Annotated in this window: 17 protein-coding genes; 8 read left to right on the forward strand and 9 right to left on the reverse strand. The window is 74.2% G+C overall.

The genetic code is table 11. The features are described from left to right. Positions 1 to 40 precede the first annotated feature (40 nt). Entirely contained in the window at positions 41 to 721 is a 681-nt protein-coding gene (locus tag D7044_RS32340) for a hypothetical protein (protein WP_158609975.1), read from the forward strand. Then, a complete protein-coding gene (locus D7044_RS10260) occupies positions 718 to 1,554 on the forward strand; it encodes a nickel/cobalt transporter (protein WP_120688671.1) in 837 nt (278 codons plus the stop codon). Before D7044_RS32340 ends, D7044_RS10260 begins: the two co-directional genes overlap by 4 nt. Here the strand turns inward: D7044_RS10260 and D7044_RS10265 are convergent. From D7044_RS10265 to D7044_RS10280, 4 genes are read right to left on the reverse strand one after another with little or no spacing between them, the layout of a single operon-like run. Then, a complete protein-coding gene (locus tag D7044_RS10265; protein WP_120688672.1) occupies positions 1,538 to 3,658 on the reverse strand; it encodes a cytochrome c oxidase assembly protein in 2,121 nt (706 codons plus the stop codon). The genes D7044_RS10260 and D7044_RS10265 overlap by 17 nt on opposite strands. A 54-nt stretch (positions 3,659 to 3,712) precedes the next feature. Continuing rightward, entirely contained in the window at positions 3,713 to 4,270 is a 558-nt protein-coding gene (locus tag D7044_RS10270; RefSeq protein WP_120688673.1) for a copper resistance CopC family protein, read from the reverse strand. 26 nt (positions 4,271 to 4,296) lie between these two features. Further along, on the reverse strand, positions 4,297 to 5,511 hold the full coding sequence (locus D7044_RS10275) for a Dyp-type peroxidase (RefSeq protein ID WP_120688674.1): 1,215 nt from the start codon (positions 5,509 to 5,511) through the stop codon (positions 4,297 to 4,299). Next, positions 5,508 to 6,098, reverse strand: a complete 591-nt coding sequence (locus D7044_RS10280) for a copper chaperone PCu(A)C (RefSeq protein WP_120674555.1) — start codon at positions 6,096 to 6,098, stop codon at positions 5,508 to 5,510. Before D7044_RS10280 ends, D7044_RS10275 begins: the two co-directional genes overlap by 4 nt. A 267-nt stretch (positions 6,099 to 6,365) precedes the next feature. Between D7044_RS10280 and D7044_RS10285 the strand changes: the two genes are divergently transcribed. Beyond that, positions 6,366 to 6,962 carry a CGNR zinc finger domain-containing protein gene (locus tag D7044_RS10285; RefSeq protein WP_120688675.1) on the forward strand — a complete coding sequence of 199 codons (597 nt, stop codon included), beginning with the start codon at positions 6,366 to 6,368 and terminating at the stop codon, positions 6,960 to 6,962. Between the two features lie 42 nt (positions 6,963 to 7,004). On the opposite strand, the gene D7044_RS10290 is transcribed toward D7044_RS10285, so the two are convergent. The 5 genes from D7044_RS10290 to D7044_RS32935 are packed head-to-tail and all read right to left on the reverse strand — an operon-like array spanning position 7,005 to position 12,162. Beyond that, positions 7,005 to 7,688, reverse strand: coding sequence for an ABC transporter ATP-binding protein (locus tag D7044_RS10290; protein WP_233564927.1), 684 nt, complete (start codon positions 7,686 to 7,688; stop codon positions 7,005 to 7,007). Then, positions 7,685 to 8,686, reverse strand: a complete 1,002-nt coding sequence (locus D7044_RS10295; RefSeq protein WP_233564928.1) for an ABC transporter ATP-binding protein — start codon at positions 8,684 to 8,686, stop codon at positions 7,685 to 7,687. The genes D7044_RS10290 and D7044_RS10295 overlap by 4 nt, the downstream gene beginning before the upstream one ends. After that, positions 8,683 to 9,561 carry an ABC transporter permease gene (locus tag D7044_RS10300; RefSeq protein ID WP_120688677.1) on the reverse strand — a complete coding sequence of 293 codons (879 nt, stop codon included), beginning with the start codon at positions 9,559 to 9,561 and terminating at the stop codon, positions 8,683 to 8,685. The genes D7044_RS10295 and D7044_RS10300 overlap by 4 nt, the downstream gene beginning before the upstream one ends. Further along, positions 9,554 to 10,594, reverse strand: coding sequence for an ABC transporter permease (locus D7044_RS10305; RefSeq protein WP_233564929.1), 1,041 nt, complete (start codon positions 10,592 to 10,594; stop codon positions 9,554 to 9,556). Before D7044_RS10305 ends, D7044_RS10300 begins: the two co-directional genes overlap by 8 nt. Further along, positions 10,564 to 12,162, reverse strand: coding sequence for an ABC transporter substrate-binding protein (locus D7044_RS32935; RefSeq protein WP_233564930.1), 1,599 nt, complete (start codon positions 12,160 to 12,162; stop codon positions 10,564 to 10,566). The genes D7044_RS10305 and D7044_RS32935 overlap by 31 nt, the downstream gene beginning before the upstream one ends. Positions 12,163 to 12,643: 481 nt before the next feature. Here D7044_RS32935 and D7044_RS10315 point away from each other — a divergent pair, with 481 nt between their 5' ends. From D7044_RS10315 to D7044_RS10335, 5 genes are read left to right on the forward strand one after another with little or no spacing between them, the layout of a single operon-like run. Beyond that, complete coding sequence (locus D7044_RS10315) at positions 12,644 to 13,633, forward strand: 3-oxoacyl-ACP synthase III family protein (RefSeq protein WP_233562966.1); 990 nt, start codon at positions 12,644 to 12,646, stop codon at positions 13,631 to 13,633. A gap of 3 nt (positions 13,634 to 13,636) precedes the next feature. Continuing rightward, complete coding sequence (locus tag D7044_RS10320) at positions 13,637 to 14,728, forward strand: cytochrome P450 (RefSeq protein ID WP_120688680.1); 1,092 nt, start codon at positions 13,637 to 13,639, stop codon at positions 14,726 to 14,728. Beyond that, positions 14,725 to 16,434 carry a fatty acid CoA ligase family protein gene (locus D7044_RS10325; protein WP_120688681.1) on the forward strand — a complete coding sequence of 570 codons (1,710 nt, stop codon included), beginning with the start codon at positions 14,725 to 14,727 and terminating at the stop codon, positions 16,432 to 16,434. Before D7044_RS10320 ends, D7044_RS10325 begins: the two co-directional genes overlap by 4 nt. Next, entirely contained in the window at positions 16,431 to 17,462 is a 1,032-nt protein-coding gene (locus D7044_RS10330; RefSeq protein WP_120688682.1) for an NAD-dependent epimerase/dehydratase family protein, read from the forward strand. Before D7044_RS10325 ends, D7044_RS10330 begins: the two co-directional genes overlap by 4 nt. Beyond that, positions 17,459 to 20,476, forward strand: coding sequence for a non-ribosomal peptide synthetase (locus tag D7044_RS10335; RefSeq protein WP_147434630.1), 3,018 nt, complete (start codon positions 17,459 to 17,461; stop codon positions 20,474 to 20,476). The genes D7044_RS10330 and D7044_RS10335 overlap by 4 nt, the downstream gene beginning before the upstream one ends. Positions 20,477 to 20,725 lie beyond the last annotated feature (249 nt).

Raw genomic sequence — 20,725 nt, forward strand, 5'->3', positions numbered from 1 at the left:
CTCCTTGCCCCCGCACCGCCGTCGTCGTTGGCGCGGCGCGGTGTGCGCCCTCGCGCTGGCGGCGTTCGCCGTCACCGCCGCCGTCACGGCCGCGCCCGCGCCAGCGGCCGCTCACCCGTTCGGTGACCCGCAGACCGTGGACGTCGCGCGCGACGAACAGCGGCCCGACGTCGTACGCGTACGCTGGCGCGTCGGCGGCCCCGACGACCTGACCCTGCTCGGCGTCTCCCTCGGCCTGCTGCCGAAGGACCGCGTCCTCTCCGACGGAAACGTCGACTACCAGTACTCGGATCCCGGGCTGGTCGGGGCGTCCGAGAAGTTCCCGGCCTACCTGCTCGAACGGATCACGGTCACCGGTGACGGGCAGCCCTGCGTCGGCAGCGTCGAGCCGCCCAGAGCGCTCGCCCGAGCCGGCGCGACCGCCGACTTCACCTGCCCCGGACCGGTCGAGACCGCCACGGTCCGCATGCGGATGCTCACCGACCTGAACTCCGCGTACCGCGCGCTCGCCACCGGCCCCAACGGCCAACGCGAGGTGTACGACTCGGTCCAGGAATCCCACGACTGGGTCCTCACCGGCGGGCCGGCATCGCAGAGCGCCAACCTCGGCCGCAGCGCCGCCGTCCAGCTCGCCGCCGTGGCGGCCGGCACCCTGCCGGTCGTGGTGGTGGCGCTGGTGCTGCTCCGCCGGTTCAACCGTCGCCGAAAGGTCGCCGCATGACACCCCTCGCCGCCGTCCAGGCAGCGTCCGTTCCGGACCAGCTCCAGGACCTCATCCACTCGCCGGGCGTGACACCGCTGGCCTTCCTGCTCGCGTTCGTCGCGGGCGCCGGCCATGCGGTCGCGCCGGGGCACGGCAAGAGCCTGGCCGCGGCGTACCTCGTCGGCTCGCGCGGGCGCGTCCGGGACGCCGCCTGGCTGGGCGGCTCGGTCGCCGCCATGCACACGATCTCGGTGCTGGTGATCGGGGTCGCGTGGACGTTCCTCTCCCTCGCGAACGTCATCCGGATGGAGGCGCTCACCACCTGGCTGCAACTCGCCGCCGGCCTGGTCGCCGTGGCCACCGGCGTCTGGCTCGTCCGTCGGCACCTGCGGGGCGGCGGTCACGGGCACAGCCACGACCACGGCCACTCCCACAGCCACGACCACGGGCACACCCACGATCACGGGCACAGCCACGAGCACGGGCACACCCACGATCACGGGCACAGCCACGAGCACACCAAGCGGCCGGGCCTGCTCATGCTCGGCATCTCCGGCGGTCTCGTGCCCTCGCCGTCCGCCTTCCTCGTCCTGGTCACCGGCCTCTTCCTCGGCCGGGCCGCCTTCGCGCTGCTCCTGGTGCTGACCTTCGGGGTCGGCATGGCCGTCGTCCTCTTCGGCGTCGGCCTGCTCGCGATCGCCGGCAACTCGGTCGTCGTCCGTGGCGCGAACTCGCACGCCCTCCTGCGACTGGCCACCCGCGTCGCCCCCGTGCTCGCCGCCGTCGGCATCACCGCGCTCGGCCTCGGCATCACCACGGTCGCGGCGGCCCACCTCACCACCGTCGCCTGATCTCACCGCCCCGGGTCCGGTCGTCGGCGGATCGGCTGGCGTCGGCGAGGAAGGCGTTGTACCGGGCCAGGTCGTCCTCCTCGCCGGTGGCCGCGGCCCGGTCGGCCGCGCGGTCGAGGCGGGCCTGTTCGCGCTGGTCGGCGCGGATCCACTGGCGGACGAGGAGGGCCATCACGAACGCGGCCGGAAGCTCCCCGAACGCCCAGGCGATGCCGGCGCCCAGCTGCTGGTCCTCCAGCAGGGGCGCCGCCCAGCCGGGGTGGACCGAGACGTACCAGTCGGGAGCGATGACCGTGGTGGTCTGCATGAGCGCGAGGCCGAAGAAGCCGTGCACCATCATCGCGATCAGGTGGACGAGCACCAGGATGGGGTGGGGAACCCGACGGCGGCCGGGGTCGATGCCGATGAGCACCCAGAACAGCAGGTGACCGGAGACCACGAAGTGCGCGACCATGGCGAGGTGGCCGAGGTGGGAGCGCATCAGGGTGCCGAGCAGGTCGCTGAAGTACAGGCCGAAGAGGCCGCTCGTGTAGAGGGCCAGTGCGACCACGGGATGGGTCAGCAGCCTGGTGGATCGGCTGTGCAGGGCGCGCAGTAGCCACTCCCGGGCGCCGCGGACCTGCGGGTCGGCGGGCCGGCGCAGGGCACGCAGGGCGAGGGTCACCGGGGCGCCGCCGACGAGCAGGATCGGAACCACCATGGAGAGCACCATGTGCTGCGCCATGTGGGCGCTGAACAGGACGTACGCGTAGCGGGCGAAGCCGAGCCCGGTGAACGCGGCGAACACCAGCAGCCCGGCCAGCCAGCTCGCGGTGCGGGCCGTCGGCCAGGAGTGCCCGGCCCGACGCAGCCGCCGCACACCGGCCAGATAGGCGTACGCCCCGACGGCGGCCACGGTCAGGAAGAACAGGTCCGGCAGGGGCCGGCCGAGCAGGTTGCCCGGCGTGGGCGCCGCGGGCATGGGGAAGCCGAGCAGTTCCGTGATCGGATCGGCGTCGACCGGGTCGGACGCGACCGGGGTGGGGCTGCGCGACAGCGCCACGGCCAGGCCGAAGGTCGCCGCGAAGAGCACCAGCTCGCCGGCCGCCAACCGGGCGAACGCGCCCCGCCGTCCGGCGCGCAGCGCGGGCAGCGTCCCCGAGCGGTGTGCCGCACCGACGAGGCCCAGGACCGTCAGGGCGAGGAGCTTGCCGCAGACCAGCCACCCGTACCGGGACTGCCAGAGCTGCTCCACCGCGCCCAACCGCACGGCCGCGCTGGCCAGGCCGCTGACCGCCACGGCGACGAAGCAGCCCAGGGCGAGGCGACTGTATCGGGCGGCCGCCTCGGCGAGCTGTCGACTGCGGCGGACCATCAGCAGCGCGGCCAGGGCGCCGACCCAGAGCGCGGCGGCCAGGATGTGCAGCACGAGGCTGCTCACCGCGGTCTGGTGATTGCCGGCCCCGGCCGCGTGTCCGGTGAACGCCGGGGGCGTCACGGCGACGAGGGCGAGCAGCGCCGCCGTGGCCGCGAGTCCGCGCGACACCCCCACCCGGGCCAGCACCGCCACGGTCACGGCCAGTCCGGCCTGGAGCAGCAGGGCCTGCCCCTGGGCGATCGAGGAGGCGAAGCTGAGCACGGTGGCCGGGCTGAGCCGCTGAGGCGGGACGCCCAGGAGGTCCGAGACCGTCAGCGTGATCAGGGTCAGCGCGGCGGCCGCCCAGCCGGCGGCGAGCGGCCCGGCCCGGCGCAGCAGCAGCCAGCCGTGCGGCGACACGCTCGACCCGTCCCCCGGTAGCAGGAACGCGGCGGTGACCAGCAGCCCCACGGTCACGGTGGCGAGCGCGTCACCGAGCAGCCGGATCGATGGCAGCGCCCACGTGGTGACGGGCCCGGGATCGGGGAGGCCGGGGATCGCGACCGCGAGCGCGCCGCCGGCGCGCAGGGCGATCACCAGCACCGCGGCGGCGGCCGCCGCGGCCGCGAACGGGACGAGGGCCGCCCTGCTGCCGAAGCGGTGGCCGGGTCCGGGCGCCTTGACGCTCGGGACGTCGCGGACCGCCGTCGCGGGAGACGCGTCCGGGGTACGGGACGGCTCAGCCTGGGGCGAGCGGATGTCTGACATGTGCTTCGACCTCGGCAGTGGGGAACGGCGGAAGAGCGCTTCCGCGTGGTGGGGTCAGGCTGTGCCCCGGCGTCGCCGGAGCAGCACCACACCCCCGGCGACGACGATCACGAGGAGTACTCCGGCCGCGAGGGGCCACGGGCCGGCTCCGGCGGATCGGCCGGACGAGGTGGCCGGGCCGGCGGCGTCCGGAGTGGAGACGGCCGGTGCGGGACTCGCGCTCGGGTCGTCGACCGTGAAGGCGTAGGAGCCCTGCACGGGATGCCCGTCGGCGGAGACGACGCGGTAGGCGACGGTGTACGCGCCGTTCGCGAGGGGTCGGTCGATCGTCACGGTCCCCGTCGCATCGGCGACGACGGGCGCGCCGGTCGGAACCTTCCGCTGCTCGGCGTCGCTGAGCACGATGGTGGTGAAGGCCGGATCCAGCTTCTGCAGGAACGTCAGGCTGATCCGCGTCGGCGGCGCGGTGAGGCGAGCGGCCGCGGCGGGTTCGGACGCCCGGAGTGTGTTGTGCGCGGCGGCCGGCGAGGCGGGCGCCACCAGCACCGCCACGGCGACCAGCAGTGCGGCGATGCGGGCGGCGGCGTGGGGACGACGAGGACGTGTGCTCATGGTCTGTCTTTCCCGGTCGGTGTCGCTCAGCCGAGCAACTGCTGGCCGATCCAGCCGCCTTCGGGGCAGCCGGGTGGGATGGCGAAGACGGCGGAGCCGATCGGAGTGGTCCACTCGTTGAGCAGGTCCCGTTCGGCCAGGCGTCGCTGGATGGGCAGGAACTGGCGGGTGACGTCGGCCTGGTACGAGGTGAAGATCAGGCCGCTGTCGGCGTGCCCGTCGGCGGTCGGCGTGCCGTCGTAGTTGTACGGGCGGCGCAGGATCTTCTGCCGGTCGTCGGTGACGTGGGCGCGGGTGAGGTGGGAGAAGTCGGGGATGACGGTGAGCCCGTCGGGCCCGGTGGCGGCGAAGTCGGGTTCGTCGTGCTCGGCCGTTCCGGTGAGCGGGGCGCCGGTGTCGAGGCGTCGGCCGACGGCGAGTTCCCGGTCGGTGCGGCCGAGCAGGTCCCAGGTCTCCAGGTTCATGCTGATCCGGCGGACGACCAGGGTGGTGCTGTCGCGTAGCCACGCCGGCCCGTCGGGCACCCACACGGCCGCGTCCGTCGGCGCGCCCGGCGTCGGATTGGCGGTGCCGTCGAGCTGCCCGAACAGGTTCCGCTGCGTGCGGCCGGGCTCGGCGCCGGCGGCGCGCCGGAAGCCCTGCTGCACCCAGCGGACGGCCGCGAACGGTCGGCTGTCCTTGATCACGACCCGCTGCGCGTGGGCGACGGTGAGCGGGTCGTCGGCGCAGATCTGGAGCAACAGATCACCGCCGGACCAGCGCGGTTGGAGCCGGTCGATGCGGAACGCGGGCAGCTCGGCCACCGACGGCGGTCGCCGGTCGCCGAGGCCGGCGGCGGCGTAGAGGCCGGGGCCGAAGCCGAAGGTGACGGTCAGTCGAGCGGGGAGGAGCCCGAGCTCTGGTTCGGTGTCGGCCAGCGCGGGCCGACCCCGGGTGAGCCGGGCGGCGTCGTCGGAGAGCAGGCGGAGCAGTCGGCCCAGCGCGGCCCGGTCGGTGCCGGGCTTGAGGGTGAACGCCACGAACGTGGCGTGCGCCTGCGGTTCGGTGGCCACCCCGGCCTGCCGGGCGCCGTGGAAGGGCTCCACCGCGCCGCCGACCTGCGCCACCGGCACCTGCACGGCACCCGGCCCGTCGGCGGTCAACCGCAGCGTGGCGGCCCCGGTGAGCGCACCCCCGGTGGCCAGGGCGCTGCCGGTGAGCAGGCCACGCCTGCTCACCGGTCGATCGGAGGTCGTGGTCACGAGACCGGGCTCGTGCTCGTTCCCGGCGTGGTGGACATGCCCGGCATCGGCTCGCCGTGGCCGGGGTCGTAACTCTCCTGCGCGCCGGTGAACGGCTTCGCCACCGCCTGGAACGTCTGGGCCTTCCCGTCGGCGAAGGTGAGCGTGAAGGTGAGCTGGTCACCGGCCTTCACCGGCTGCTTCAGGTCCATCAGCATCAGGTGGTCGCCGCCGGGCTCCAGCGTCGTGCTGCTGTGCGCCCTGACCACGATGCCGCCCTGCTTGGGCTGCATCACCATCTTCCCGTCCTTCATGGTCATCTCGTGCAGCTCCATGGGGGACACCTCGGTGGCGGCCGCGGTGACCGTGACGTCGCTGTTCCCGTCGTTCACGAGCGTGCCGAACGCCGCGGTCATCCCGGTGTCGGCCGCCTTGACCCACGGGTCGCGGATGCCGAGCACACCGGCCGGAGTGCTGGCCGACGCCGACGGGCTCGGCTCCGCCGCCGACGACTGGCCGCAGCCGGCCGCGCCGAGCGCGAGGCAGGCCGCCGCGGCGGCGAGCAGGTGGACGCGGCGACGTCGGCTGCCGACGGTCGTGCTGGACATGGGCGTTCCCTTCAGCGATGGACCTGTTGCCCGTTGGTCGATTACGGCAAAAGGAAAGTTCCTGGGCGAAAGTGATTGATTTCACCGGCCGTCCGGGGAACTTCCGGGTCAACCGGCCCGACGGCCACCGGCCCGTACCGGTGAAGCCCCGGCGCTGTGCAGACAGCCGGGTAGTCGTTCCGTGGCGGGTCCTGGTTCCCCGGCGCGAGCGGCATCGGATACCGGAAGGTCGGGAACTATCCGTGCCCGTCGGCCGACCTTCACCACATGGGCGCTTGGTCAGGCACGGTCATCACGACGTGGGCGCAGCGCGCGGCCGTCGTCGCCAACACCGACTTCGGGAGACTCTCCGACCTGGAGGCGCTGCTCGCCGATGCGGCGTCCTTCGAGCTGCCGGCGGGCCCGGACGACCTGACGCTGGCCCGTACCGCCGCCGCCGGCCTGCGGGAGGCGTTCCTCCGTGCCGGTGACGGCGATGCCGGCGGCAGCGCGGCGACCCTGAACATGGTCATGGCCCGGTTGTACGCGCGACCGCGGGTGACCGTCGACGACGAGGGTTGGCGGACCTACGTCGCCGGACGTGGTGGCTCGCCAACCGCCGAGTATCTGGCCAACGCGGCCTGGGGGCTGGCGCAGTGGGTCGGCCAGTACGGCCCGGACCGGCTCGGTCGGTGCCGGGCGTCGAGATGCCGGTCGGTCTACCTGGTCCGCCGCTGGGCCGCCCAGCGGCGCTACTGCAGCGAGCGATGCGCCAACCGGATGTACGCGGCGGCGTTCCGCAGGCGACAGGCCGGGCTCGGTCAACCGGCCACCGACGAGGGGCACGCCCCGGCGGATCGCCCGCTTCCAGCGGCGCGCGGCTGAGGGGGCCCCGCCCGGGGAGAGCGGCCGGTCGCGGGGGCCGGCTTACCGTGCCGGTGCGGTCACCGCCCCCGCGAGGTCGACGATCCGGTCGGCCCAGCGCCCCATCAGGGCCTCGTCGTGCGTGATGACCAGGACGCCCGCGTTCTGCGCGCGCTGGTAGTCGGCGATGACGGCGGCGACGTGGGCCTGGGTGGAGGCGTCGAGCATCGCCGTGGCCTCGTCGCAGAGCAGGTAGTCGGGGCGGTGCACCAGGGCACGGGCGAGGCAGGCGCGTTGCAGCTGCCCGTCGGAGACCGCGTGCGGCCGGCGGGTGAGCAGGTCGGGGGTGAGCCCGACCAGGTCGGCGAGCTCGGCGACCCGCTCGCGGACGCCCGGCTCGGGAGCCCGGACGGCGCGCAGCGGTTCGGCGATGAGGTCGGTCAGGCTCAGCCGGGGATCGGCGGCGGCACGCGGGCTCTGGAACAGGACTGCCACCCGGGTCCGCAGCCCGACCGGAACGGCGTACCGCACCCCGGTGACCGGGGTGCCGTCGATGCTGACCTGCCCGCCGTCCGGGCGGTGCAGCAGGGCGAGCACCCGGACCAGGGTCGACTTGCCGCAGCCGGACGGGCCGCGCAGCCCCACCGTCTCACCCCGCCCGACGCTCAGGGTGACGCCGTCGAGCACCACCTGACGGTCGTAGGCGACGCGCACCTCGTCGGCGAGCAGTTGCTGTGGGCTGGTCACGGGGCGGCTCCGGGGAGGATCGGGTGATGGCATTCCACCGTGCCGCCGCCCGCCGATGTCGGCTCCGGCCGGCCCTCGCAGGTGTCGGTGCGTCTCGGGCACCGGGGCGCGAAGGCGCAGCCGGTCGGGAGGGCGGTCAGCATCGGCGGGTGGCCGGGTACCGGCCGGAAGGCCCGGCCCGGCAGCGCGTCGAGCAGCGCCGCCGCGTACGGGTGGGTGGGGGCGGCGAAGAACTCGCCGCCGTCCCGGTGTTCGACGACGCGGCTGGCATACATGACGGCCACGGTGTCGGCGACCCGGCGCGCCGCCGCCAGGTCGTGCGTGATCAGCACGACGGCGGCACCCGCGTCACAACGACGGCGGAGCAGGTCCAGGGTGTGGTCGACCAGCGGGCGGTCCAGGCCGGTGGTGGGCTCGTCGGCGATCAGCAACGGCGGATCCGTGGCCAGCGCGAGGGCGGTGACCAGGCGCTGGGCCATACCGCCGGATAGCTCGTGCGGATAGCGGTCCAGGTCTGCCGGGTCGAGCCCGACGTCGGCGGCGAGCCGGTCGGCCTGCGCGCGCTCGCGTCCGTGGGCCCGCAACGTCTCTCCGAGCAGCCGCCGCCCGGTGCGGACCGGGTTCAACGCGGTGGCCGGGCTCTGCGGGACCAGCCCGATCCGGCGACCACGCACCTGCCGGGCCAGGTGGCGCTGGCCGCAGCTGACCAGGTCGACCGGCTCGGTGTCCGGCTGGTGCAGCAGCGCGCGGCCGGTGACGGTGGCGTTGTCCGGCAGCAGCCCCAGCAGGGCGTGGGCGAGCACCGACTTGCCGCAGCCCGATTCGCCGACGACGGCGAGCAGTTCGCCGGCCCGTACGGTGAGGCTGAGGTCGGTGACGGCGTGCACGACCGCGTCGCGTAGCCGGAACCGGACCCCGAGCCGCTCGACGGAGAGCAGCGGCGACTGCTGCGAATCGGCCGGGCGGGTGGGCGTGGTGGCCGGCTGGGTGGTGGTCACAGTTGCAGCTCCGCTCTGACCCGGGGATCGAGGCGGTCGCGCCACCGGGCGGCGAGGACCGCGATGGCGAGGGTGACGACGACGATCACCGCGCCGGGCACCAGGCTCGCCCACCAGGCGCCGGTCAGCAGCGACCCCTCACCGTCGCTGATCATGTTGCCGAGGGACGCGAGGTGCGGTGGCAGGCCGAGGCCGAGGAACGACAGCGCGGTCTCGTGCCACACCGCGTGCGGGATCATCAGCGTGGTGGCCAGCGCCAGCCGGGGCAGCACGTGCGGCAGGAGGTGGCGTACGAGCACCCTTCCCCGGCCGGCTCCGCCGCTGATCGCAGCGTCGACGAAGGTCCGGGTGCGGAGGCTCAGCAGCTCGGACCGGACGATGCGGGCGGTGGAGAGCCAGTGGGTGAGCCCGACGGAGGCGATCACCGCGCCGAGGCTGGGCCGCAGCATGGCCACGATGAAGATGCCGAGCAGCAGGTGCGGCAGCGCGGCGATGGTGTCGACGATCCGCATCAGGACGCGATCGACGCGTCCGCCGAGCGTGCCGGCGATCCCGCCGATCAGGCCGCCGATCACGGTGGCGACCAGGGCGGCGACCGCGCCGACGAGCAGTGAGACGCGCAGGCCGTAGACCGCGCGGTGGGCCACGTCCCGGCCGAGGTCGTCGGTGCCGCCGAGGTGGCTCCAGGACGGTGCCAGCCGGGTCTGGTCCAGCGCGACGGCGCTCTGGTCGAGCGGCCAGACGATCGGGGCGAGCAGCGCGCCGCCGACGGCGACGATGAGGACGAGCCCGGCCGTGACGACACCGGCCCGGCGGGGCCGCAACCGCGACCGCAGCGGACGGGGCAGCGCACGGCGGGCAGCGAGGTCAGCCATCGAGTCGCACCCTCGGGTCGGCGGCGGCGTAGGCGAGGTCGGCGGCGAGGTTCGCGGTCAACACCACCGCGGTGGTGACCAGGGTGATCGCCGCCAGCAGCGGGAAGTCGCTGCCGAGCGCGGCCTCGACCGTGACCGCGCCGAGGCCCGGCAGGGAGAAGACCGTCTCGACCAGCACCGCCCCGCCGACCAGCTCCGGCAGGTGGGTGCCGACCAGCGTGAGGAACGGCAGCAGCGCGGTACGCAGCGCGTGCCCGAAGAGCACCGTCCGTCCGGGCAGTCCGCGGGCCCGCGCCGCGAGCACGTGGTCGTCGCGCAGGCTCTCCGCGACGGCATCGCGGACGAAGAGCAGGAACCACGGCGCCTGGGAGATCGCCAGCACCGCGACCGGCAGGATCAGGTGGTGCGCCACGTCCGACCAGGAGGTGCCGGTCGCGGTGACGTCGGTGAGCCCGCCGGCCGGAAACCAGCCGAGGGCCAGCGCGAAGACGGCTATCGCGGCCAGGCCGATCCAGAAGACCGGCATCGACTCGACCGCGTAGGCCGCGGCCCGCAACCCGCGGTCGAAGAGCCCACCCCGGCGGTACGCGGCCAGGGCGCCCAGCAGCAGGCTCGCGAGCAGGACCACCGCCAGGGTGACGCCGATCAGCAGCAGCGTCCAGCCGGCGCGGGCGGCGAGCACCGAGGTGACCGGCTCGTGCCGGCTCGTCGACCAGCCCAGGTCGCCCCGGAGGAGGTTGCCGATCCACCGCAGGTACTGCACCGGCAACGGGTCGTCGACGCCCCAGTTCGCGCGGATCTGCGCCAGGTTCTCCTCGCTGGTGGTGAACGCCGCCGCGCCCGCGTACTGCTTGGCCGGGTCGACGGGCGACGCGGCGCCGAGCGCGAACATGCCGACGCTGGTGGCGACGAGCACCGGTACGGCGACCAGGAGTCGGCGCCGGACCACCACCGCCGCCCCGGCCAGCCGGCCGGAGCGACGGCGGGGCGGGGCGGTGGTGGTCACGACCGGGTCCAGGTGTCGATGTTCCACCAGAGGCTGTTCGCGACGCCGTGCTCGTGCGCCTCGACCCGGGGGGAGACGCCCTGGACCGAGGACTTCAGCACGTAGCTGTGCCGCAGGTAGGTCAGGAACAGCCACGGCACGTCAGCGGCGATCTGCTTCTGGAACGTCGCGTACGCGGCCTTGCGGCGGGCCGGATCGGCCTGGTCCCGCCCCTCCTGCAGGGCCTGGTCCGCCACCGGCGAGCGGTACGAGCCGGGGTTGAAGTAGCCCTGCCCGGCGAAGCGCGAGTGGTACAGCTTGTACGTGACGAAGTCCGGGTCGTACGGCGTGCCGTACCCCATCAGCAGCGCGTCGGACTTCATCCGCGGGTCGATGGCGTCCCAGGTGAGCCCCTCCGGCGCCACCTCGATGCCGACCTTCTTCGCGTCCGCGGTCACCGCCAGGGCCAGGTCCTTGCGCAGCGTGTCGCTCGCCGGGTACATGAGCGTGAAGCGGGCCGGGCGGCCGTTCTTGACGCGTACCCCGTCGGGGCCGGGCGTCCAGCCGGCGGCGTCCAGCAGCGCGGTCGCGGCCGTGGGGTCGGCGGTCGGTTTCCCGGCGATCGACGGCTCGGCGAACTCGGAGGTCGGCGGGACCGGACCGAACGCCGGGTCGCCGGAGCCACCGAGGATGCCGGCGACCATCGCGGCCCGGTCGACGGCGAGGCTGAGCGCCCGGCGGATCGCCACGTCGGCGAGGACCGGGTTGCCCATGGGCAGCATCACGCCGCGGTAGTCGGCGGTCGGCACCTGCTCGACCCGGTACGCGCCGTCCGGCGCGAAACCGGCGGCGAGCTTCGGCGGCAGCTCCGCCGCGTCGAACTCACCGGCCCGCATCCGCTGGGCACGGACGTTGTCGTCCTCCACGAAGGCGACCACCACCCGGTCGTTCGCCGGGCGGCCGCCGAAGTAGCGCTCGTTCGCCGTGAGCACCAACCGGTCGCCCGGCGTCCAGGACTCGACCCGGTACGGGCCGGTCCCGACGGGCTTCCGGTTGAACTCCGCCTTGTTGATGTCCTGCCCCGTGAGGAGTTTGGCCGGGACGACGCCGAGGGTGAGCCGCTGCAGGAACGGCGCGTACGGGTAGCGCAGCCGGAACACCACAGTGGCCGGGTCGGGCGCGGTGATCGACTCGACCATGTCGAGGTCGGACCGGAGCGTCGAGTCCACCTTCGGGTCCAGCACCGCCTGGTAGGTGAAGGCGACGTCGCTCGCGGTCAGCTCGCCACCGTCGTGGAAGAGCACGCCGTCGCGGAGCTTCGCGGTCACCGTGCGGCCGTCCGGGGAGACGGTCGGCAGCTCCGCGGCCAGGCCGGGGACGAGCCGGTTGCCGGCGTCCCGGGCGACGAGGCCGTCGAAGATCAGCGAGGCGCCGTCGACGCCGTAGTTGAGCACCGGGTTCAACGTGTCGGACTCGCCCGCGGTGGCGACGACCAGCGTCGCGCCGCCGGCCGAGTCCTCGGGGACCTCCGGGGTCGAACAGCCGGCCAGGGCGAGCAGACCGGCCGCCGCGGTGGTGACCACGAGGCGTCGGAGAGTCGGACGTAACCGGATCACGAAAGCTCCTGCGGGTAGGGGAGGGGACGTCGGGGGTGGTGCCGGCCGTGGCCGTGACCTGAGTGACCAGGGTGGCATAGCTGCAAACCCTTGGCAATTACTGCATTTGTGCATTACAGCCGGGCGGCGGATGTGTGAATGCGGCGCGGTCGTCCGTGAACGTTGAGCGGCAAGCGCGGAGGGGGCCCGCGGTGGCGCGACGATCCGTCGGCGGCCTACGAGGTGACCGCCCCGTCGGGGCGGCCGGCGCGCGCCCGTCCGTCTCGTCGAAAATGGAGGGTCGGCAGGGGCGCGGAGCACGCACTGACTTCCGTGCATGCCACAACGGGTCACCAGGTGATCCGGCCGCTCCTGGCGACGCCGCCTGGTGACTCTCCTCACCGAGCGGCGAAGCGGCCGTGGCTGTACTCGGCGAGGCCACTGCACGATCATCTCCGGCATGGTCCACAGCCGAAGCGCCGACGCCCCGCCAGCGACCAGGGTGGGAATAACCTCCGCCGCGGCCGCCCTGCCGGAGCGGGTGGTGACGAGCGCGGAGCTTCAGGAACAGGTCGAACGAGCCAGCGGCATCGCCCTACCGCCGAGGCTCTTCTCGCGAATGACGGGTATCGAGACCCGGCGCATCGCCGGCCCCGACGAGCACGCCTCCACGCTCGCCGTCCGGGCCGCCCGCACCGTGTTCGACAGCGCCGCCGTCGCACCCGACGACATCGACCTGCTGATCTTCGCCTCCGCGTCCCGGGACATGGCGGAGCCCGCCACCGCGCACATCGTCCAGGCGGAGCTGGGCACCCGTGCCCACGCTTTCGACCTGACCAACGCCTGCAACAGCTTCCTCAACGGAATCGACACGGCACGGACGTTCCTCCTGGCCGGGCGGGCGCGACGAGCCCTGGTCGTGACCGGCGAGACGCCGACCCGGTCGATGCGGATGCGGGCGTCGAGCGCGGCGCAGGTCCGATCGTCGTTCGCCGGCTACACGTTCGGCGACGCCGGCGCGGCCGTGCTGGTCGAGCAGGTGCCGACCGGCGGCATCCTCGACGTGCAGACGGCCACCTTCTCGGAGTACTGGACGATCGGCGGGATCGACGGCGGCGGCTCCCGGCACCCGCGCGGCGACGAGCACACCTACTTCCACGGCGACGGCGGAAAGCTGCGCTCCGTCTTCGAGCGGGTCGGCCTGGACGTGCTCCGCACGGTCCACCACCGCACCGGCTTCGACTGGTCGGACTACGAGCGGGTCCTCGTCCACCAGGTCACGCTGCCGTACTTGAACCGCTTCGTCGAGCTGGCCCGGGTGCCGGCGGAGAAGCTGATCGTCACCGTGCCCGAGCTGGGCAACGTGGCCAGTGCCACCATCGGCGTGCAGCTGGCCCGGGCCGACGAGGAGCTGCCCAGCGGGTCCCGGGTCTTCTGCCTCGGTCTGGGCGGCGGCGTCAGCATCACGACGATGGTGTGGGAGAAGTCCTGACGTATGGCCCCGACCTCACCGGGGCGGCGCCGCGACCGCCGGGTCTACCTGCGGAGCCACCCCCTCCTCTTCGCCCTGCTCGCCGTCGCCCGTCGGGCGCCGGTGCTCCGCCTCGGCCGTACGGTGCTGGTCAACGGCACCGAGGCGTACCTCCAGGCGCTCACCGAGGTCGCCCTGGACCGGAGCGCGGCGGGTACGACCGGCGGGAACGCCCGCCGGCTCACCGGCGGCGAGCTCCTCTTCGACCAGGAGGACGCGGCCCACCGCCGCGCCCGACGCGAGCTCTCGCACGTCTTCAACTCCGCCGGAGTGGCACGAACCCGTCCACTCTGGGCCGACGTGCTACGGCGGCGACTCGCACCCCTCGCCACCGGCGAGACGATCGATCTGGTGGACGTCGCGGCCGAGTTGGCCGGCGTGGCGACGGTGTCGCTGCTCGGCCTGAACGCCGACCCGCATGCGGTCGCCGCCGCGGCCCGCGCCGCCGCCGCGGCGGCCGTACGCGCGGAGCTGCCGGGTCCGCGCGGGCCGGGGCGGGAACGCGCCACCCGGGCCGCCGTCGACCGGCTGGCAGGCGTGCTGGCCGGCGCCGTCGTCGACCCCGCGCTGGCGAGCATGATCGCGGTCGCGGCGGTCAACACGACGGTCGCGGCGATACCCCGCGCCGTCGCCTGGTGCGCCGACGACCGGCTCTGGTCCCACGCCGCCGACCCGGAGCTGCTGCCGACGCTCGTCGCCGAGCTGCTGCGGGTCACCGCGCCCAGCCCGGTCCTGCCGCGAGCGGTCGCGGCGCCGGGCGAGGTCGGCGGCTGCCCGGTGCGCTCCGGCGACCGGCTGATCCTGGTCGCCCGGCACGCCGCGTACGCTCACGAGATGGGACCCGACCCCGTCGCCCCGATGACGCCGCGGATCTCACATCTGGTGTTCGGAGCGGGCACGCACAGCTGCCCCGGCGCCGGGCTCGCCCGGGCCCAGCTCGCCGACACGTTGGCCGCGCTGGCTCCGTACCGGCCGGTGGTGGTCTCCGCCCGAGCCGATCGGCGAGCCGCGCTGCCGAGCTGGGCGACCCTGCGGCTGCGGGCGGTCAGCCGATGACCACGGGGAGTCCGCGGCGGGCGACGGTGGCGCCGAGGGAGGTCCTGACCTCTCCCGGTGACCGGTTGCGTGCCCACGCCGCGGTGTTCGGCGACAAGCCGGCACTGGTCTTCCCGGCCGCCACGGGACAGACCCGGACCACGACGTTCGCGGAGCTCGACGCGGCGTCCGACCGGTACGCCGCCGGGTTCGCCCAGGTCGGGATCGAGACCGGCACCAGGACCGTCGTCATGATGCCGGTCGGTGACGAGCTCGTCGCGGTCATCTTCGGCCTGCTCAAGCTCGGCGCGGTACCGGTCATCGTGGACCCGGGCATGGGCCTGCGTCGGATGCTGCGCTGCTACCGCGCCGCCGGGGCCCGGGCCTTCATCGGCGTACCGGCCGCACAGGCCGTCCGCGTCCTGCGACCGGACGCCTTCGCCGGGATCCGGACGGTCATCACCGCCGGTCGTCGCTGGTGCTGGGGCGGCGCGACGCTGCGCGGGCTGGCGGCGACCACGGCCGCGCCACCGAGGCCGGCCGTCGAGGCCGACGACCTACTCATGATCAGCTTCACCTCGGGGAGCACCGGCAGCGCGAAGGGGGTCGAGTCCACCCACGGCGCGTTGGCGGAGATGGTCCGGCAGACGGGCACCCACTACCGGCACACCCCGTCGGACGTCTGCCTGGTCACCTCGCTCTCCTTCGCCTTCCTGCACCTGCTGACCGGCTCGACCTGCGTGCTGCCGGAGATCGACTTCGCCCGCGTCGCGGACGCCGAACCGGCGATGATCAGCGACCTGATCCGGCGGTACGGGGTGACCGCGATGTTCGGCTCGCCCGCGCTGCTCGACCCGCTCGCCCGGCACCTCGACGAAACCGGCGAGCAGGTGCCGACGCTGCGCCTCGTCGTCTCCGGCGGGGCGCCCGTCGCGAACGAGGTCGTGGCGCGGCTGCGACGCGTACTGGCCCCGCAGGGCGGCCGCATGCACGTCACGTACGGCGCCACCGAGGCGGTCCCGATCGCGTCCATCGAGGCCGGCGAGCTGCTCGACGAGGTCCGGGCCACCGCTGCGAACGGCGGCGGCACCTGCGTCGGCCGGCCCGTCGACGGGGTCGACCTGCGCGTCATCCGCGCCACCGACGGACCGATCCCCGACTGGACGGCGGTTCGACCGGTCGCGCCGCACGAGATCGGCGAGATCGTGGTCGGCGGACCGACGGTGAGTCGCCGCTACCTCGGCCCGGCCGCCGCGAACGCCAACGCCAAGATCGCAGAGGGGGAACGGATCTGGCACCGGACGGGCGACCTCGGTCGGGTCGACGAGCAGGGCCGGGTCTGGTTCGCCGGCCGGTCCAGCGACGTGGTCCACACCGCCGACGGCCCGCTCTACCCGGTGCCCTGCGAGACCGTGCTCGACGAGCACCCGGAGGTGCGTCGCACGGCGCTGGTCGGGGTGGGTCTCCCCGGCCGGCAGCAGCCTGTCGTCTGCGTCGAGCTCCGCGCGGGTGTGCCGGCGACGCGACGGTCCAGCATCGAGCGCGAGCTGCGGGAGCTGGCGCAACGGCACGAGGCGACGCGGTGCCTCACGGAGTTCCGCTTCCACCCCGCGTTCCCGGTCGACGTACGCCACAACGCGAAGATCGACCACGGCCGGCTGGCCGCCTGGGCGGCGCGTACCCGAACGGGCGGAACCCGCCGTGCACGGCGTACGGGATTGGCGTGAGAGCGCTCATCACGGGTGGTTCCGGCTTCCTCGGCGGTCACCTCGTCGACGAGTGCGTACGCCGGGGCGACCGGGTACGCGTGCTGGTCCGTCCGACCAGCGACCTCGGCCACCTCCGCACCGTACCGGGCATCGAACTGGTCAGCGGCGACCTGACCGACCCCGCCTCGCTGCGCTCGGCGACCCGCAACGTGGACGTGATCTACCACTCGGCCGCCCGGGCGCAGGACTTCGGCACCCGCGCCCAGTTCTGGGCGGCCAACGTCACCGGCACGCAACACCTGCTGACCGCCGCCCGCAGCAACGGTGTGCCGCGGTTCGTCCACGTGAGCAGCCCGAGCGCCGTGATGAACGGGGAAGATCAGGTCGACATCGACGAGAGCGTGGCCTACCCGGACCGGTTCCTGAACCTGTACTCGGAGACGAAGGCGGTCGCCGAACAGTTGGTGCTCGCCGCCAACGACGGTGAGCTGACCACCTGCGCCCTCCGACCGAGGGCCATCTGGGGGCCCCGGGACCGCACCGGTTTCCTGCCCCGGCTGCTGACCAGAATGCACCGGGGCACGCTGCCCGACCTCTCCGGCCCGGCGCCCGTCCTCGCCTCCCTCTGCCACTGCCGCAACGCGGCCGTGGCCTGCCGGCTGGCCGCGACCTCGGACCGGGTCGGTGGCCGGGCCTACTTCATCGCCGACGCCGAGCGGATCGACGTCTGGGCGCTGATCGCCCGGGTCGCCGAACTCTTCGGCCTCCGCGCGCCGACCCACCGGATTCCCGGCCCGCTCCTCGCCGGCGTCGTCGGCCTGTTCGAGCTGCTCTGGCGGGTGCCGCTGCTCGCCCGCCGCCCGCCGCCGGTCTCCCGCTACGGGGTCGCCCTGCTGACCCGGACGGCCACCTACGACACCACGGCGGCGAACCGGGACCTCGGCTATCGCCCGGAGGTCGACCTGGAGACCGGGCTCGTGCAGCTCAGGAAGTGGGTCGAGCGGATCGGCGGCGTCGCGGCACTCGCCCGCGGGGCCCGGGGGTGAGCTTCTCCCGCCCGATCTCCGCGATCGAGCAGGGCTACCTGGCCGGCGCCCCGCTGCTGCCTCCCTTCGCGATCCAACTCCTGGTGGAGGGGGTCGGATCGATCGACGAGGCGGCGCTGCGCCGGGCGGTGGCCGTCGCCTCCGAGGCCTGCCCGGGGTCGCGACTGGTCGGCCGCGGGAGACTCTGGGTGGACAGCGGCCGACCACCACCGGTCACCGTGCTGCCCGCGCTGGATCTCGACGGTCCGGCCCTGCGCCGCCCGCTCGACCCCTCGACGGGCCCGCTCAGCGAGGTGCTGCTCGTTCCCGGCGCGGCGACGACGATCGTCTTCCGCGCCGCACACGCCACGATGGACGCCAGGGGAGCGCTCGTCTGGGCCACCGACGTCCTGCGGGCCCTGCGACACGAACGTCCGCTCGGCGCGCGCTCGCCGGTGACCGACGACGCACTCCGCCGACGGGTCGCTGCCTCGCCCGCCCGGTTGAGCACCGGCCTGCGGTGGCGTACCCCACTCGTCGGCGCGACGGCCCACCGCCGGCACCGCTGGCGGCGCACCACCATCACCGGGAACCAGCACGCTCTGGTCGCGCGGACGATCGCGGCGATCGGCGCGGCGGCCGGCCGGCCGTCACGTTTCATGGTCCCGGTCGACCTGCGCCGACACGAGCGCACCCTGGCCGCGACCGGGAACCTGGCGCTGCCCGTCTTCCTCGACGTGACACCGGACCAGCCCTGGGCGGAGGTCCACGAACTCCTGCTGCGGGCGCTCGCCGACCGTCGGGAGCTCGCCGTCTCCGCCGCCGAGAGCTGGGCCGGCCGCCTGCCCCGCCCGGTGCTGCGCGCCGGCCTCTCCGCCGCCGAGCGGGTCAGCCGCCGGTGGAACCGGGGGATCTGCACGGCCGCCGTCTCCCACCTGGGCCGGATCGACCTCGACGCGTTCTGCACCGACACGTTCACCGCCGGCACCGTCTACACCCTGCCGGTGCACGGACCCTTCATTCCGGTCGCGTTCAGCACGACCGAGCTGCCCGGGCACATCGAGCTGACCATGTCCCACCCGAGCGGGCCCGGTGCCGAGCAGGCCGCCGAGACCCTGCTGGCCGCGGTCACCGCGGCGCTCGCCCCGGAGGGCGTCCCATCCGTCACCGCCGGGCCGCGCGCCCCGGCGCCCCGAACCGGCCGTACGCCGCCACCGGACGAAGCGACCGTCGGCCCGACCGTGGTGGACATCTTCGCCCAGCGCGTCCGGCAGACCCCCGATGCGATGGCGTTGACCGGGCCGCAGGGCGCGGTCACCTACGCCGAGCTGGACCGGCGCGCCGACGTGGTGGCCGAGCGGCTGCACCGCCTCGGGGTGGGGCCGGGAGACGTGGTGGGTCTGCTGGCCGACCGCACCCCGGCGGCGATCGGCGCGCTGTGGGGCGTGCTCAAGGCCGGCGCCGCCTACCTGCCGCTCGAACCGTCGTACCCGCCGGGTCGGCTCGCCTTCCTGCTCGACGACGCCGGTGCCGCGCTCTGCCTCGCGCAGCGTCGGTTCGCCGACCGGCTCGGCCGGCGCCGCGTCCTGATGCTCGACGACCTGCCGTCGAGTGGCGCGTCCGCGCCAGCCACCCGGCCGGCCCCGACCGACCTGGCCTACCTGATCTACACCTCCGGTTCCACCGGACGGCCGAAGGGCGTCCAGGTCGAACACCGCAACCTCACCGCGTACGCCGCCTGGGCGCTGCCGCGCTACCGGGTCGACCGGAGCACCCGCTTCGCGTTCTTCACCTCGATGGCGTTCGACCTCGGCGCGACGGCCGTCTTCCTGCCGCTGCTCGCCGGTGGCAGCGTCGAACTGGTGCCCGGGGAGATGACCCCACCGCTGCTGCGCCGGATCATCGAGGGCGGAGGCGTGAACGCGCTCAAGCTCACCCCGACCTACCTCGACCTGATCAACCGGCTCGACCTCGCTCCGGCCCGGTTCCGAACCGTGGTCGTCGGCGGGGAACAGCTGCCGGCGGCGGTGGCGGCCCGCGCCCAGCGGCTCTTCGGCTCCGGATGCGACATCGTCAACGAGTACGGGCCCACCGAGACGACGATCGGCTGCGTCGTCGGCTCCTTCGACGCCGAGCGGGACGGCTCCGCCGGCCCGGTGCCGATCGGGGAGCCGGTGCCCGGCACCGGTGTCCTGCTGCTCGGCCTCGAGGGGGAAGCGGTTCCCCCGGGCACGGTCGGCGAGCTCCACCTGACCGGCACGCAGCTCGCCCGGGGCTACCTGAACCGGCCCGAGGCGCAGCGCGAGCGCTTCGTACGGCTGCCCGACGGCACCCGCGCGTACCGTACCGGCGATCTCGGTCGGCTCCGCCCCGACGGGCTCCTGGAGTATCTGGGCCGCACCGACGAGCAGGTGAAGATTCGCGGGTACCGGATCGAGCCGGGAGAGGTCGCGGCTGTCCTGGCGGAGCATCCGGCGGTCGCCCGCGCCGTGGTGCTCGCGCATCCGCAGCCCGCGAGCAGGCAGATCCGGCTGCACGCCTACGTGACGACGCGGGAGCCGGTCACCGAAGCCGCGCTGCGGGCCCATCTGGCCGGGCTGCTGCCACCTCCGGTCATGCCGGCGACGTTTGCCGTGCTGGAGCGGTTTCCGCGGACCTCGAACGGCAAGGTCGACACCGCCGTCCTGCTGGCCGCGCTCCGGGACGAGGCCCCCGTTCCGCCGGTGGTGGACACGCCGGACCCGACCGCCGGGGTGGTGGCCGGGATCTGGTCCGAGGTGTTGCGGGTGCCGGTCGACGCCGGCGACCCGAACGCCGACTTCCACCGGCTGGGTGGGGATTCGTTGACCTTCCTGGAGATGCTGGACCGGGTCTTCCGGCGCTTCGGCGGCGACTCCGGCGGGGATGCCCTCGCGGCCCTGCGGGAGGTGACCGCCGACCCGACTCTCGGCGCCGTGTGCCGGGTGCTGCGGGCGGCCCCGGGCGCGGCCGCCGCCGGCCGGCCCGAGGACCGGCGCGGCCGAACCTCCTCCTGACGCGCGCTGCTGCTCGCCCTGACGCCCGCCCCTCACGCGCGGCCGGCCCGCAGCGCTGCCGCCCACCACCGTGCCCGTACGGCCGGCGCGTTCAGCCTTGCGGTAATGGCCCGGATGTTGACTCGAACTTACGCATGTTGATATTTATATGTGTGAAAGCGAGGTGAGAATTCGCCTGGCCCGGCAGCGATTACCCCTGCCCGGAATTCGACACCCGTCGGAATCCGGGAGCCCTGCTGCGGCCCCGAT

The organism is Micromonospora musae (genome assembly GCF_003626635.1).
Classification (GTDB): domain Bacteria; phylum Actinomycetota; class Actinomycetes; order Mycobacteriales; family Micromonosporaceae; genus Micromonospora; species Micromonospora musae.